We start from the raw sequence: 14,914 nt of genomic DNA on the forward strand, positions 1-14,914 counted from the left end.
GAGCCTATCCAACGCTTCCCGGGCGCGTCCGTCAATTGGCCCGGTGATATGCTTGCCGGCCTTCTGTTCTAGCGCTGCGGCTCTGGGCCCATGGCCGGCAGCAGCGCAGCCCACTTGCCAAGGTGAATTCGTGAACGAGCGTACCGAAGCCGTCAAAGCCTACCTGCTCGATCTGCAGGACCGTATCTGCGCCACCCTTGAAGCCGAAGACGGCGGCGCACGCTTCGTCGAGGATGCCTGGACGCGGCCCGCAGGCGGTGGTGGCCGGACCCGGGTCATCGAAAACGGTGCGCTGATCGAAAAGGGCGGCGTCAATTTCTCTCACGTTCATGGCAGCGGTCTGCCCCCTTCGGCCAGTGCCCATCGCCCCGAACTGGCCGGCCGCGGCTTCGAAGCGCTCGGCGTGTCCCTGGTGATCCACCCGGAAAACCCCTATGTGCCGACCTCCCACGCCAACGTGCGCTTCTTCGTTGCCGAGAAAGAAGGCGAAGAGCCGGTCTGGTGGTTTGGCGGTGGCTTCGACCTGACGCCCTACTACGGCAACGAAGAGGACTGTGTGCACTGGCACCGGGTGGCCCGGGATGCGTGTGCGCCGTTCGGCGCCGATGTCTATTCGCGCTACAAGGAATGGTGTGATCGGTATTTTCACATCAAGCACCGCAACGAGCCGCGCGGGGTCGGTGGGCTGTTCTTCGACGACCTGAACGAATGGGATTTCGACACCAGCTTCGCGTTCATGCGGGCGGTAGGCGATGCCTACATCGAGGCCTACCTGCCAATCGTCCAGCGGCGCAAAGCGATGCCTTTCGGTGAGCGCGAGCGGGAATTCCAAGAGCTGCGCCGCGGGCGCTATGTGGAATACAACCTAGTCTACGACCGCGGCACCCTGTTCGGTCTGCAGTCAGGTGGACGCACCGAGTCGATCCTGATGTCGCTGCCGCCGCTGGTGCGCTGGGGTTACGACAAGCATCCCGAGCCCGGCACACCCGAGGCGCGGCTGACCGAGTACTTCCTGCAGGATCGGGACTGGCTGGGCGAACAGCCTTGAATAGCCCCCACCACCTCTGAATCGCTACTGCTTTTAGGAGCATCAATGGACCGTTACGGCGTCTTCGGCAACCCCATCGGCCACAGCAAATCGCCTCAGATCCACCGTCTGTTTGCCGAGCAGACCGGGCAGACGCTCAGCTACGAGCCTTTGCTGGCGCCGCTCGATGACTTTCCCGGCTATGCCCGCGCATTCTTCGAACAGGGGTTGGGCGCCAATGTCACCGTGCCCTTCAAGGAACAGGCGTTTCGCCTTGCCGACCAGCTGAGCGAGCGCGCCCAACGTGCCGGGGCGGTGAACACCCTGAAGAAGCTGGAAGATGGTCGCCTGCTGGGCGATAACACCGACGGCATTGGCCTGGTCCGCGACTTGCTGGACAACGCTGGCGTCACGCTGCAAGGCAAGCGAATTCTGTTGCTGGGCGCTGGTGGTGCGGTGCGTGGGGTGCTCGAGCCCCTGCTGGCGCAGCGCCCGGTAGCATTGGTCATATCCAACCGCACCCTGGCCAAGGCCGAACAGCTGGCCGGCGAGTTCGCCGAGCTGGGGCCGGTCAGTGCAAGCGCCTTCGAGCAGCTGCGAGGCCCGTTCGATGTGATCATCAATGGCACCTCGGCGAGCCTCGGCGGCGAGCTGCCACCGTTGGGCGATGACCTGATCGACCCTGGCGTTACCCTCTGCTACGACATGATGTACGGCGCGAAGCCGACGCCCTTCTGCCTGTGGGCGGCCGAACGTGACGCAGCGACCCGCGATGGGCTCGGCATGTTGGTCGAACAGGCGGCGGCGGCCTTCGAGTTGTGGCGCGGGGTTCGGCCGGATTCGGGCCCGGTTCTGGCGCAGCTGCGCAGCCAGCTCGACGCTTGAGGGTCGCTCAAATACGGAAGTGAATCTGCTCGTGCAGGTGCTGCGGTGTCTCCAGCTCGTCGACGATTCCCGCAGCGATACGCCGTAGCTGCACACGTCGATCACTGGGGTCGAGATCGTCAATCACGCTGAAATCCTCGATCGACAGGTCGTCGCCATCAGCGTTGGCATCCACCAGCGTCCACTTCAACGGATGCGCAGCAATGCGTTGCAGCGCGGCGGTGACGGTCGGATCGTCGCCCTTCGCGGACAGATCGGCGACCAGTACCAGCCGTGCGACACCGACCTTTGGCAACCCGGACAGCAAGGCATCGACCGCCTGATACAGGTCATGCGGCTGATTGGCTGCTGCGCCGGAGGCTGTGGCCAATGACGGGCTGTCGTACAGACAGATCACCGCATCCATCCCGGCCACGCTCTGCGAGACACTGACGGCGTCGAACAGATCACCGGCCTTTGCGCGCAGTCCTGGGCGGACGGTCATCGAATTGAGATCGTCGACCAGGGCCACGGCTTCGTGTTGCCGCGTCAGCAGCTCGCAGAGCAGCGCGTTACCGAGGCTCGAATGCGCGCCATACAGAGCGAATTTGAGCCGCGGCGTTTCAGCGTTGAGCATGACGGCTCGGCCGGATCAGCGACGCGTGGCGAGATAGCCAATCAGCGCAACTGCGCCAGCGGCCAGAGCGACCGTGCTCAGCGGATGCTCGCGAGCGCAATCCTTGGCCATGCGCCCGGCATCGCGGCCCCGGGGGGACAGGTCGTGGCAGTGCTCGTCCCACTTGTTGTCGTTCCACAGCGTCTCGGCGCGCGAGCGCAGCGCATTGAAGCGATGACGCGATTCGCGCGAGGCATCGTCCTTGAGGTCGTCAAGCGCGGTCATCAAATTCTGGATTTCGCGCTCGATTTCGTCGCGGGTGGTAGGTGTGCGGCTGAAGCGGGACATAGCGTTTTCCCCTTTGAATGTAGGGTTTGGACTCTGCGAAGCAGTGAAGGTGCCTTCGGTCGTGGTCAACCAAAAAAACCGGACTGCTAGAAGCGGACCTATCAATAGTAACTGGGTTCCGCCGGTCGGCTCGGTTGTGGCGAAAAGTCGCGCTGCCGACAACCTTATGAGCCGCGAGCCGGCAAACCCAGCAGCGCGACGCATGTTGTTCTACGCTTTGGATTGTGGCCGTTGCGCTGAACGATCCGTGAGGCGAAACAAGCGAAACGGCCAGAGCCTTGCGCCCGGTCGATACGCTGCAAGCGCCGAAATATAAGGGCTGGCGGCCATGTTTATGCTCGCCTTTTCCGTATAATGCGCGCCGCGTCCGTCTGCTTCGGCGCGCCTTTTTTCACTGCCAATTCATCGGTGTCCATCTTGAAGCTTCGTCATTCCATTCTCGGCTTGCTGCTCGCCTGCAGCAGCGTCATGTTGACCCCCGTTTCCACCGCTGCTGCGAAGGCCCCTGCGCAACAGGAGCTCGCCTCCGGGAGCGCGCTGGTGATCGATCTGAAAACCAATGAAGTGCTCTATTCCAGCAATCCAGACGTGGTGGTGCCGATCGCATCGGTGACCAAGCTGATGACCGCGATGGTGGCGCTCGACGCAAAGCTGCCGCTCGATCAGCGCCTGTCCGTCACCATCCGTGACGCGCGCGAAATGCAGGGTGTGTACTCGCGTGTACGCATCGGCAGCGAGATCAGCCGTCGCGAAATGCTGCTGTTGACCCTGATGTCGTCCGAGAACCGCGCCGCCGCGAGCCTGGCACACCACTATCCGGGCGGTTACAGCGCCTTCATCCAGGCGATGAACGCCAAAGCCAAGGCGCTGGGAATGACCCGTACGCACTATGTCGAGCCCACCGGCCTGTCCGAGCGGAACGTCTCCAGCGCCAATGACCTAGTCAAACTGCTCAAGGCCAGCCAGGCCTATCCATTGATCGAGCAGTTCAGCACCACCAGCGAAAAGACCGTGGCCTTCCACAAGCCCAACTACACCCTGGGTTTCCGCAATACCAATGCCCTGGTGCGCAAGCCGGACTGGAGCATCCAGCTGACCAAGACCGGCTTTACCAATGCGGCCGGCCATTGCCTGGTGATGCGCACCGTGATGAACAAGCGCCCCGTAGCCTTCGTGGTGCTTGATGCCTTTGGCAAGTACACCCACATGGCCGATGCCAACCGCCTGAAGAAGTGGATGGAAACCGGCAAGGTGACGCCGGTCGCGCCGGCTGCTCTGGCCTATAAGCAGCAGAAGATGGCCCAACGTCAGCTTGCGGGCCAACCGGGCGATGCGGCGACGGTGATTGGCACGCGCTGACCGTTCGCCACCACCGCCACGTCTCGTCGCGTGGTGGTTGAGCCAGGCGAAGGGCGACCGATCTAGCCGCCACGATTGCCGTAGGCTGCTTCATTGCCGTCCTGTTCGGCGGCACTCGCGAGTTCGCGGGTCAGATGGGCTTTCAGGCGGGGCAAGGTCTCGTCATTCCAATCGTTGGGCGCAGTCACCAACCGCCAGGCATCGACATAATCGGCAGGCGCATACACATGCCCATGGCCCGGTGGTGTCGGGGTGGTGACTGCCATGTCGACCGCCAACCCCACAGCTTCGACGATGATTGAATCCACGGCGGCTGCCGCTCGGTCTTTTCGAGGCGTCTGGGTCGTCACGGTTCCCTGCTCGGTCTACTCGCCGCGTCGTGAATGGCCGACGATATCTATCAGCCGGTATCGGCACAGCGTCGTCTGTAGGAGCCAGCTTGCTGGCGATGTTTTCGGCACCGCGGAGGTCCGGATCGCCAGCAAGCTGGCTCCTACGAAGAAGCGTGGTGGCGCGGCTTGAGGTTGAGCTGGGTAGAAAGGCTGCTTTGCTGAAGTGGTGATCCATGGAATCCAATGCAACGATGCTGGCCCGCCCTACTCAAACGACTACATTCGCCCTCAGCGCAACGGGAACCGAAGGTCGTTATGAGCACGCCAGACAATACCTACATCGAGTGGCTGGAAAGCCAGTCCATGCTAAAAGCTGCCCGTGATCGGGCCCGACTCTATGCCGGCCAGGCGCGGCTCTGGCAGCGCCCTTACGCCCAGGCGCGACCGCGTGATGCCAGTGCGATTTCCTCGGTGTGGTTCACCGCCTACCCAGCGGCGATCATCACGCCCGAAGGCGGCTCGGTGTTGCAGGCGCTGGGGGACGATCGCCTCTGGAGCGCACTATCGGAACTTGGCGTGCAGGGCATCCATAACGGGCCGATGAAACGCTCCGGTGGCCTGCGTGGGCGTGAGTACACCCCCACCATTGATGGCAACTTCGACCGCATCAGCTTCGATATCGACCCCAACCTCGGCACTGAGGCGGAGATGCAGCAGCTCAGCCGTATGGCGGCCGCGCACAACGCCATCGTCATCGATGACGTCGTCCCGGCGCACACCGGCAAGGGCGCGGATTTCCGTCTTGCCGAGATGGCTTACGGTGATTACCCCGGTCTCTATCACATGGTCGAGATCAATGAAGAAGACTGGCCCCTGCTGCCGGACGTGCCCAAGGGCCGAGATGCGATCAACCTGTCGCCCCCGGTGGTCGACCAGTTGAAGGAAAAGCACTACATCGTCGGCCAGCTGCAACGGGTGATCTTCTTCGAGCCGGGCATCAAGGACACCGACTGGAGCGTGACCGGCATCGTGACCGGCGTCGATGGCAAGCGTCGGCGCTGGGTGTACCTGCACTACTTCAAGGAAGGCCAGCCGTCGCTGAACTGGCTTGACCCCACCTTCGCCGCCCAGCAACTGATCATTGGCGATGCGCTGCATGCCATCGACGTCTCGGGCGCGCGGGTCTTGCGCCTGGATGCCAACGGCTTCCTGGGTGTCGAGCGTCGCGCTGAAGGCACCGCCTGGTCCGAAGGCCATCCGCTGTCAGTGACCGGCAACCAGCTGATTGCTGGCGCAATCCGCAAAGCCGGTGGTTTCAGCTTCCAGGAACTGAACCTGACCATCGACGACATCGCCTCGATGTCCCACGGCGGCGCCGACCTCTCCTACGACTTCATCACTCGTCCCGCTTATCACCATGCCCTCGTGACTGGGGATACCGAATTCCTGCGGTTGATGCTGCGTGAAGTCCACGCGTTCGGCATCGATCCGGCTTCGCTGATCCACGCGATGCAGAACCACGACGAGCTGACCCTGGAACTGGTGCATTTCTGGACACTGCACGCCTACGACCATTACCACTACCACGGGCAGACGCTGCCCGGCGGCGTCCTGCGCGAGCACATCCGTGAGGAAATGTACGAACGCCTGACCGGCGAGCATGCGCCCTACAACCTCAAGTTCGTCACCAACGGCGTGTCCTGCACCACCGTCAGCGTCATCACGGCGGCGCTGGGCATCCGTGACCTCAACACCATCAGCGCGGCCGATATCGAACAGATCCAACGCCTGCATATCCTGCTGGTGATGTTCAATGCCATGCAGCCTGGCGTGTTCGCCCTTTCCGGCTGGGATCTGGTCGGCGCGTTGCCGCTGGAAGCCGAGCAGGTGGAACACCTGATGACCGAAGGCGACACCCGCTGGCTGCATCGCGGCGGTTATGACCTGGCCGATATCGCACCCGAGGTGGACACCTCCAGCGAGGGCTTGCCCAAGGCGCGTTCGCTCTACGGCAGCCTGGTCGAGCAGCTGAAGAACACCGGCTCCTTCGCCTGCCAGCTCAAGCGCATCCTCAGCGTACGCCGCGCCTACGACATCGCCGCCAGCAAGCAGATCCTGATTCCAGACGTGCAGGCGCCAGGGTTACTGGTAATGGTCCACGAACTGCCCGCCGGTAAAGGCGTGCAGATCACGGCGCTCAACTTCAGCGCCGAGACCATCAGCGAGACGGTCACCCTCCCCGGCGTAGCGCCTGGGCCGGTGGTGGACATCATCCACGAAAGCATCGAAGGCGACCTCACCGAAAACGGTGAGATGACCTTCAACCTCGACCCTTACGAAGGCCTTGCCCTGCGAGTGGTCAGCGCCGCATCACCGGTACTCTGACCGAGCATCAGCGCCCTCTTCGCTTGGCTCGCCGGCGCAGCTATAGTGCGCGCCGGCCGGCCCTGCGGGCCGCCTAGCTCATCCGAAGAGTGCATACGTGTCCGCCACCTCCCGCTTCCGTTTCCTGCGCACGGTGTTCGCCTGCGTGCTCGGTTCGTCGATCTTTTCGAGCCAGGCGCAGACCGCCTGCCCGTCCGGCCAACAGCCCCTCTGCCTCGGCGCCTGCGTATGCATGCCGGTCTCTGCGCAGCATTCCGAAACGCTGTACGAGCAGATGCAGTGGCTGGCTGCCGCGGGGCTGGAGACCTGGATTCGCCAGTCGCGCGATCGGCTGGCGTTGCAGGAGAGCCAGCCTATCCCGCTGCACATCCGCTCGCAGCTCGAGCCCTATTTCGATCTGGCGGTGTTGGAGACCGCGCGCTACCGCGTCGGCGATGACAGCGTGCTCACCGCCGCCAACACCCTGCTGCGCAACCCGGACATCGTCGCGGTGACGCTGATCGACATCATCGTCTTCCGCAACGAGGCCGATGCCCTGGACAACGTTGCCCTCTGGGCGCACGAGCTCAAGCACGTCGAGCAATACCTGGAATGGGGCGTAGGCGAATTCGCGCGGCGCTATACCCGCGATTACAGCAGCGTCGAACGGCCGGGTTATGCCATGGAGCTGCAGCTCGAGCGCGAAGCGGCCTTGCGCGAAACCGGCAGAAGCACAGCGTCGCGCCATTCAGCCGAATGACCTAGATCGAGGGATCGGCCCAGGGCAGCTCCGGTCACAGCCTTATCGCCATAAGGAGACTGCCATGCCTGTTACCGTGACCAAGCTCCAGGGCAACGATATCCCCGAGGAGATGCGTGGGCCCGAGGTCGAGGTGGTATTCCGCGTCACCGACCATGAGGGCAAGGTGAAATACCTGCTGGACGATGTCGAAGCCGCACAGAGCGCCGTGCGGGCCAGCGATGAACGTCAGGCCGCGAAAGGGTGACCGCTGCGGCAGCTTAAAAGCCGCGTAGGGCCTGACAATCCGACAGCTTGTTTTCGGCTGGCCGATGCCCTCTCGCCGCGGTGACTCAACCGGCGCTGCCTTGAGTCGCCTGGGTGTTTTCGTCAGCCCAACCCAGCAGCAGCTCAGGCGCCATGGGGCGGGCAATGTAATACCCCTGTCCCTCTTCACAGCCCCACTGGGCCACCAGATCGTAGACCGCCTGGGTTTCGATCCCTTCGGCCACGACGCGCAGTTCGAGGCGCTTGGCCAAATCGATGATGGTTCGCACCAGCCGACAGTCTTTCTCGTCGTCGCCCAAGTTGCGGATGAAGGATTGATCGAGCTTGACCGTCGACGCGGGCAGGTCGCGCAGATAGGTCCAGTTGCTGTAGCCGGTGCCGAAGTCATCGATGGCCACCTCCACGCCCAGTGAGCGCAGGCGCAGCAGCTGGCGACTGACTTCTCCCGGGTTACGCATCAGGGCGCTTTCGGTAAATTCCACCTCCAGACTTCTCGGGTCGACACGCTGATCGCTCAGCAACTCAATGATGCGATCGACGAAGGCCGGGCTGTCCAGATCCGACGCCGACACGTTGATGGCGACCTTGAACCTCGCCCCTTGGCGCTGCCAGGTTGCCGCCTGCATGACGGCCTTCTCGGCGACCCACAGGCTCAGCTCGCGGATCAGTGCGGTCTTCTCGGCCAGCGGAATGAATTCAGCCGGGCCGATGGCGCCGAGCGTCGGATGATCCCAGCGCAGCAGCGCCTCGACCGAAGTGCAGTGCCCATCCACCAGGCTGATACGCGGCTGATAGACCAGCCGCAGCTGTCCGTCGCTGTGTAACGCCTCGGCGAGACCGCTGAGCAAGGTGAAAGCACGCTGCTGCACCGCATCGAGTCGGGATTCGTAAGGCGACCAGCCGATGCCACGATCACGCGCGTCGTCCGCCGACGTGATCGCCAGGCGCAGCCAGTCCTGCTCCAGCACGCCACTGTGCAGCGGCAGCACGCCGAGACCGATCTGGGTCTTGATCGGAATCGAATTGCACTGCACCGGGGCGTCGAACGCCGCGATGATCCGGTCATAGAGCTGGATCAGCTCATCCTGCGGCCCGTCGGGGATCAGAAAAGCAAAACGACTCGGGCTGATGCAATACAGCCCGCACCGATCTGGAAGCTGCGCTTGCAGGGTCTGTTGCATGCGCAGCATCAGCGTTTGGGCAAAGCTGTGACCGAGCACCTTGATGATGTCGTTCAACAGCATCGGCCCGATCACATCGGCCACGACCAACACATTGCTCTGATCAGACGTGGCAGCTGCCCGCGCCACGTCATCTTCGAGCCGCGAGCGGTTGTACAAACCCGTGGATGCATCGATGAAGTTGGTGTTGCGCAGTGTCAGGATGCGCGCCATCGTCAGTTTGGCGAAATGGCCAAGCATCGACAGTTCCTGCGGGGTCAGTGCCCGTCGCGGTTTGGTGTCGATGATGCACAGGCTGCCCAGGCCCAGCCCTTCCGGCGTAATCAGTGGCATGCCCGCATAAAAACGAATGCCCGGCTCGCCCGTGACCAGCGAGTTGTTCTGGAAGCGCACATCCTGGGTGGCATCGAGCACCTGGAGCGGCTCGTTAGCGAGGATTGCATAGGCGCAGAAGGAATCGTGTCGCGGCGTCTCCTGAGTCAGCAGCCCGATCCGGGCTGTGAACCACTGGCGCTGTTCGTCGACGATCGAGATCAACGCAATCGGCGCCTGAAAATACTCCGCCACCATCGCCACGATGTGCTCGAACACCTCGTCGGGCGCCGTGTCCAGCCGGCACAGCTGCGTCACTTGCAGCTGTCGCTGCGCTTCATTTATCGGGGTGGGAGCACCAGCCATATGATCAACTGCCTGGAAATTCGAATGGGTCCGAGCCGTCGGCGCGGCGTCCGGTATGGGTTGCAACGGATATCTGGACGTCATGCCCGAACGGTCGGCACAACGGGACCTCTTGCCCGCATATCGACCGGTTCGTTTGTTCCTTGATGAGGTGCCGACGGGAGGTGCAGATGGGCGCGACATGAGCATCCGCATAGTGGATACGCGCCAGCATGCTTGTAGGCTTCTCGCTTATCTGTCGCTCCGGAACGCCTTCGACGCATCGCTTTCCAACCTTCACCCCCACTGGTGAATTCGCCTCCATGCGGTTCATAACCGCGACAACCCAGCAGTACAAAGCCGCCGCCAGGTGGCGGTTTCAAAGGACGATGGCCGGACATGCCCGATGCGATGAATGAGGTGCCTGGTTTTCTCTCCGGTGGCGGAGAGATGGGTGCGTTGATGCGAAACCATGATTGGGCGGCCACGCCGTTCGGCCCTGTCGAGTGTTGGCCGCAATCCTTGCGCTCCATGGTCGGCGCCTGTCTGAATTCCCCGCTGTTGGGAACGGTGCTCTGGGGGCCAGAGCTGCGAATGCTCTATAACGATGCTTACGTCGCCTCAATGGCCGATCGTCATCCGGCCGCGATAGGGCGGCCGGTAGCCGAGGTATGGGGTGACGTCTGGGACCTGGTGGCGCCCCCGTTTGAACATGCGATGCGCACGGGGGAAGGCTTCGCGCAGGACCGGGTCGAGTTGCCAATGGTGCGCAACGGCCAACCAGAAATCACCTATTGGAACATCAGCGCGACACCGATTTTCGGTGAAGACGGCAGAGTCGTCGGCCTGCTGAACCAGGGCATCGAGATCACCGGTCAGGTGGTTGCCGAACAGCAGCGCCTGGTCGCCAAGCAGCAGTTGCGTGACATGAATGAGCAGTTGGCTCAAGAGGTTGCCATCCGCACGGAAGAACGCAACCTGATGTGGGACACCTCGCCCGACTTGATGGTGGTGATCAACTTCAAAGGGATATTCCAGCGTGTGAACCCAGCATGGACGACCCTGCTCGGTTACCAGCCCGAAGAACTGATCGGCCATCACATCAATGAATTCATTACCGAAGAAGACCATCTGCGTACCGTTGACGCCTACCTGACTACAGCCGGTGGCAAGCAGGTGCGGATCGTCAATCGCTACCGACACAAGAACGGGGCGCACCACTGGATTTCGTGGGTCGCCGCACCCGCCGGTGACAAAACGTACGCCACCGGCCGTGACATCACCGAAGAAATAGAGCGTCAGGCACAACTCGAGTCGACCCACGAGCAGCTGCGCCAGGCACAGAAGATGGAAGCAGTCGGCCAGCTCACCGGCGGCCTGGCACACGACTTCAACAACCTGCTCGCCGGCATCTCGGTCAGCCTGGAAATGATTGAGGCCCGCATTCGGCAGGACCGCACCGGCGAGGTCTCGAAATATCTGCTGGTAGCGCAGGGTGCGACCAAGCGGGCCGCGGCGCTGACCCATCGCCTGCTGGCCTTTTCCCGCCGTCAGACGCTGGCCCCAAAAGCCATCAATGCCGGGCGGCTGGTCAGCGGCATGCTCGACATGGTCCAGCGCACCGTGGGGCCGAACATCGTCGTGGAGAGTTACTGCACCGCTGATTTGTGGACGGCTCGGGTCGACCCGTCACAGCTGGAAAATGCCCTGCTCAACCTGTGCCTCAATGCCCGCGACGCAATGCCTGAGGGCGGTCGCATCACGGTCGAAACCGGCAACCGCGTGTTCGATGCCGAGAGTGCCCGGCAGCAGGACATTCCCGAGGGCGAATACCTGGCCATCCGCGTCACCGACAGCGGCACCGGCATGTCGCCCGAGGTGCTGACCAAGGCCTTCGACCCCTTCTTCACCACCAAGCCGATGGGGGAAGGAACAGGCCTCGGCCTGTCGATGATCCATGGATTTACGCAGCAGTCCGGTGGTCAGGTGCGTATCCATTCCCAGCTTGGTATCGGCACCACCGTCAGCCTCTACTTGCCGCGGTACACCGGCACGGCGGAGCGCGATAACGGCCCGCTCGGTCTGGCACCCGTGCTGCCCGCCCAGCGAGGCGAGACGGTGCTGGTCGTCGATGACGAACCGACCGTGCGGCTGCTGATCACCGATCTATTGGCGGATCTCGGCTATCGCGCCATCGTCGTCGCCGACGGGGTTGCGGCACTCGAAGTGCTGCAATCCGGCGAGCACCTCGATCTGCTGCTGACCGATGTCGGCCTGCCCGGCGGCATGAACGGTCTGCAGCTCGCCAATGCCGGTCGGCTCGCTCGTCCCGATCTGCGCGTGCTGTTCATCACCGGTTATGCCGAGAACGCATTGTTCCACAACGGCCTGCTGGAGCCCGGAATGTCGGTGCTCAGCAAACCGTTTTCGGTTAACAGCCTGGCCGAGCGGATGCGCGAGCTGATCGGACAGCCGCCTGCGCTTCACGGCTGAACTCCTACCCTTTTACTGGGGCTTTCGTCGGCTTCCCGGTTTATTGCCGGAACCATCCGCCTGCTATTCCCCTCTGCTGAATACAGATGAGAAAGCACCGAACCGAGCCGAGACGCCGTGCTATGGCGTCTCTATCAGCACAAAGAGGGCAAACACATGGCTGACGAACAACGTATCCGCGAACGCGCCCACGAAATCTGGGAAGCCAAGGGCCGTCCCGAAGGCCAGCAAGACGAGCACTGGGCAGAAGCCCGCGACGAGATGGAACCTTTCTACAAGGAAGGCGATGCCACCGCTGGCAGCATCGAAAGCAGTGTCGCGATACCCATGCCCAAGCCGGAAGGCGAACGCTGATCGGCTGAGCTGTCGGAGCGCGGCGTGTTAGCCGTCTCCGACGCCAGACACTTTCATTTTCGCAGCGGCTAAAGCAGACAGCGCTCTCCTTCACCTGGTTATTCGTCCCGATGCAAACACTCGACTACAAGGCCATCTTTCAGGCTGTCCCCAACCTGCACCTGATCCTTTCGCCTGATCCGACCTTCACGATCCTGGCGGCCAGTGATGCGCAGTTGCGCGCGACCAATACGCGTCGGGAAGACAGCGTCGGGCGACCGGTTTTCGATGTATTCCGCAAGAACCCTGACGAGCCCAAAGAGTTCGGTACCGGCGTTTTGCGCGCCTCGCTTGAACGCGTGCTGAACACACGTGCACCGGATCGCATGGCCATTACCCGATACGACATCGCTCGCCCGCAAGCCGAAGGTGGCGGCTTCGAGCTGCGCTATTGGAGCCCGCTCAACGTGCCGGTGCTGGACGACAATGGAGAGCTGCATTGCATCCTTCATCAGGTCGAAGATGTCACCGAGCATGTAAAAGGTGAGGAACGCGCTGCGTTGAGCCACACCAACGAGCGCTTCCGTGCCGCGCTGATGGCATCAGGCACTGGAACCTTCAACTGGTACCTGAACGACGGCAGCATTCAGTTCGATAGCTCGCTGGAGCAGATGTTCGGGCTGGCGCTGGGGCAGCGGCTCGACAGCTTCGAGCGGTTCATCGAGCAGGTGCATGCCGAAGACCGCACGCGGGTACGGCGGGCATTCGACCGCTACGCTCAGGCACTCGATGGTGCGGTGGAGTTCCGCCTGGCGCATACCAGCCCGGAATCCTGGTTGATCTGCCGGGCCAAAGCTTTCCGCGATGCTACCGGCCAACTCGCCTACGTAGCTGGGGCCTGCACCGACATCAGTGCACGCAAGCACGCCGAGGAAGCCCAGCAGATCAGCGAGAAACGGCTGCGTCAGCTTAACGAAACCCTTGAAGCGCGTGTGGCCGCAGAGGTCAGCGAGCGCAGCCGCACCGAACAGGCGCTGCGCCAGGCCCAGAAAATGGAGGCTGTCGGCCAGCTCACTGGTGGTATCGCTCACGACTTCAACAACCTGCTGACCGGCATCATCGGCAGCCTGGACCTCATGCAGCGACGTTTCCGCCGTGGGGAGGTCGCGGATGTGGAGCGCTACATCAATGCGGCGGTAACCTCTGCGCAGCGTGCGTCGGCACTGACGCAACGGCTGCTGGCCTTCTCTCGTCAGCAAGCGCTCGACCTCAAGCCGGTCGACGTCAACCAACTGGTCGCCTCGCTGGAAGATCTGCTCCATCGCACCACTGGCGAGAACATTGCGGTCATCACCCAGCTCAGTGCGGGGCTGCCGCCCGCCTGCATGGACGTGAATCAGCTTGAAAACGCCGTGATCAACCTTGTCATCAACGCGCGATGCCATGCCGCACGGTGGCCGAATCACCATCTCCACGGCCAACTTTCAGCTGGGCAGCGAGCCGGATCCCGCTCGGCGCGGGCTGACTGAGGGCGAGTATGTACTGCTGACGGTCAGCGACACCGGCGTCGGCATGACCCCGGACGTCATCGAGCGCGCCTTTGAGCCCTTCTTCACCACCAAGCCCATCGGCAAGGGCACCGGGCTTGGGCTTTCGATGATCTATGGCTACATCAAACAGGCCAAGGGCTACATCCACATCGAGTCCAAGCCTGAAAGCGGCTCCCGCGTGCACCTCTACCTGCCTGTCCATCATGGCGAAGCCAGCGCTGTGGAAGTGGCGCAAGAGCGCACGCTACAAGGCACTGGCGAGACGATTCTGGTGGTCGAAGACGAACCCGTGGTCCGCTCGCTGGTGGTCGAAGTGCTCAACGACCTGGGCTACGAGACGCTGGAAGCCGGCGAAGCCTCCGAAGCGCTGTTGATCACCGAGAGCTCGCAGCGAATCGATCTGATGGTCTCGGACGTCGGCCTGCCCGGCATGAACGGCCGGCAACTGGCCGAGATCGTTCGCCAGCAGCGTCCCGGCCTGAAAGTGCTCTTCGCCACCGGCTACGCCGAAAGCTTCGCTGCCAACGACATCCTCGGGCCGGACATGGCCGTGATGGCCAAGCCGTTCGCCATCGATGCGTTTGCGCAAAAGGTCGGAGAGATGTTGGGTTCGTAGGCCAGTTGACGGTCGCTCTGCCGAGGCGCTGCCCAACGCTAACCCCGGGCCGCTCAGCGCCCTGCCCCTACCCTTGCCAAATGCCACCGCTTTGCGGTTGCACCAAGCCCGCAGATCAACCTGACCCATCAGGGTTGGCTCTGCGAC

Annotated in this window: 11 protein-coding genes and 2 pseudogenes; 9 read left to right on the forward strand and 4 right to left on the reverse strand. The window is 62.7% G+C overall.

Features of this window, described 5'->3' with window-relative positions; translation table 11 throughout:
- Positions 1–130 precede the first annotated feature (130 nt).
- Entirely contained in the window at positions 131–1,048 is a 918-nt protein-coding gene (locus tag C1896_00295) for an oxygen-dependent coproporphyrinogen oxidase (protein ID AZZ43501.1), read from the forward strand.
- A gap of 45 nt (positions 1,049–1,093) precedes the next feature.
- Complete coding sequence (locus tag C1896_00300) at positions 1,094–1,912, forward strand: shikimate dehydrogenase (protein ID AZZ43502.1); 819 nt, start codon at positions 1,094–1,096, stop codon at positions 1,910–1,912.
- Positions 1,913–1,919: 7 nt separating this feature from the next.
- Here the strand turns inward: C1896_00300 and C1896_00305 are convergent, their stop codons facing one another.
- Together C1896_00305 and C1896_00310 are read right to left on the reverse strand one after the other, a co-directional pair.
- Positions 1,920–2,528 carry an NADH-flavin reductase gene (locus tag C1896_00305; GenBank protein ID AZZ43503.1) on the reverse strand — a complete coding sequence of 203 codons (609 nt, stop codon included), beginning with the start codon at positions 2,526–2,528 and terminating at the stop codon, positions 1,920–1,922.
- A 15-nt stretch (positions 2,529–2,543) separates the two neighbouring features.
- Positions 2,544–2,855 carry a DUF883 domain-containing protein gene (locus C1896_00310; GenBank protein ID AZZ43504.1) on the reverse strand — a complete coding sequence of 104 codons (312 nt, stop codon included), beginning with the start codon at positions 2,853–2,855 and terminating at the stop codon, positions 2,544–2,546.
- A gap of 417 nt (positions 2,856–3,272) precedes the next feature.
- Between C1896_00310 and C1896_00315 the strand changes: the two genes are divergently transcribed.
- Entirely contained in the window at positions 3,273–4,214 is a 942-nt protein-coding gene (locus C1896_00315) for a D-alanyl-D-alanine endopeptidase (protein AZZ47457.1), read from the forward strand.
- 62 nt (positions 4,215–4,276) lie between these two features.
- Here the strand turns inward: C1896_00315 and C1896_00320 are convergent.
- Positions 4,277–4,510 (reverse strand): annotated as a pseudogene (locus tag C1896_00320) (hypothetical protein).
- A gap of 351 nt (positions 4,511–4,861) precedes the next feature.
- Between C1896_00320 and treS the strand changes: the two are divergent.
- From treS to C1896_00335, 3 genes are all read left to right on the forward strand, one after another.
- Positions 4,862–6,931, forward strand: a complete 2,070-nt coding sequence (treS, locus tag C1896_00325) for a maltose alpha-D-glucosyltransferase (GenBank protein ID AZZ43505.1) — start codon at positions 4,862–4,864, stop codon at positions 6,929–6,931.
- Positions 6,932–7,028: 97 nt separating this feature from the next.
- Positions 7,029–7,670 (forward strand): hypothetical protein, encoded by a 642-nt coding sequence (locus C1896_00330; GenBank protein ID AZZ43506.1) that lies wholly within the window; start codon positions 7,029–7,031, stop codon positions 7,668–7,670.
- A 64-nt stretch (positions 7,671–7,734) separates the two neighbouring features.
- Positions 7,735–7,917 carry a hypothetical protein gene (locus C1896_00335; GenBank protein ID AZZ43507.1) on the forward strand — a complete coding sequence of 61 codons (183 nt, stop codon included), beginning with the start codon at positions 7,735–7,737 and terminating at the stop codon, positions 7,915–7,917.
- A gap of 85 nt (positions 7,918–8,002) precedes the next feature.
- Here C1896_00335 and C1896_00340 read toward each other — a convergent pair whose 3' ends face one another.
- On the reverse strand, positions 8,003–9,796 hold the full coding sequence (locus tag C1896_00340; GenBank protein AZZ43508.1) for a sensor domain-containing phosphodiesterase: 1,794 nt from the start codon (positions 9,794–9,796) through the stop codon (positions 8,003–8,005).
- Between the two features lie 378 nt (positions 9,797–10,174).
- Here C1896_00340 and C1896_00345 point away from each other — a divergent pair, with 378 nt between their 5' ends.
- From C1896_00345 to C1896_00355, 3 genes and pseudogenes are all read left to right on the forward strand, one after another.
- Positions 10,175–12,268: a hybrid sensor histidine kinase/response regulator gene (locus C1896_00345; protein AZZ43509.1), complete on the forward strand. Its 2,094-nt coding sequence runs from the start codon at positions 10,175–10,177 to the stop codon at positions 12,266–12,268.
- A gap of 156 nt (positions 12,269–12,424) precedes the next feature.
- Positions 12,425–12,622 carry a DUF2934 domain-containing protein gene (locus tag C1896_00350; protein AZZ43510.1) on the forward strand — a complete coding sequence of 66 codons (198 nt, stop codon included), beginning with the start codon at positions 12,425–12,427 and terminating at the stop codon, positions 12,620–12,622.
- A 110-nt stretch (positions 12,623–12,732) separates the two neighbouring features.
- Positions 12,733–14,767, forward strand: a pseudogene (locus tag C1896_00355) (hybrid sensor histidine kinase/response regulator).
- Positions 14,768–14,914 lie beyond the last annotated feature (147 nt).

This window comes from Pseudomonadaceae bacterium SI-3 (assembly GCA_004010935.1).
GTDB lineage: Bacteria > Pseudomonadota > Gammaproteobacteria > Pseudomonadales > Pseudomonadaceae > Stutzerimonas.